Here is a 575-nt window from a genome sequence, read left to right as displayed (position 1 = left end):
TTTAAAGGAACTAAATGCTCGTTCCATGATCCGATCATTCGACCAAGAGTGATTAGAACAAAAAGGAACGAGCATGAACAAGTTAGTTGAAACGTACTGTGATGTCGATGATTTTTCAAAGTTATTTTTCCCAAGCTGGCAGCGTATATTGCTCGAAAATGGTGAAATTAAACGTCGAAGAGCATGCCGCTTATCTCCGTCAGAGGTGATGACTATTATCATCCATTTTCACCAGTCACATTACAGAGATTTCAAAAACTACTACCTTCACTATGTTTGCCGTCAACTTAAAGCCTATTTTCCAGAGTTGCTGAGTTACACAAGGTTTCTCGCGCTTATGCCTAGTGTGGTGGTTCCGATGTGCAGTTACCTCACATCAAAACTTGGCAAGCCCACAGGTATACAATTTGTTGACTCCACTAAAATAGAAGTGTGTCACATCATCAGAGCTAAAAGAAATAAAGTGTTTGAAGGCGTTGCTCATCATGGAAAAGGCACTATGGGTTGGTCATATGGATTCAAACTACATTTAATAATTAATCATTTAGGTGAGATTGTGGCGCTAAAGCTCACAA

Annotated in this window: 1 protein-coding gene; it reads left to right on the top strand. The window is 39.5% G+C overall.

What is annotated here, in order from left to right:
* Positions 1-73 precede the first annotated feature (73 nt).
* A partial coding sequence (locus ACTRWE_RS19250) for a transposase (RefSeq protein ID WP_462880537.1) occupies positions 74-575 on the top strand: 502 nt, incomplete at its 3' end.

The sequence above is a fragment of the Pseudoalteromonas sp. G5_S1_54_S4 genome, from assembly GCF_054968565.1.
This window is presented reverse-complemented; position numbering and strand designations above follow the sequence as displayed.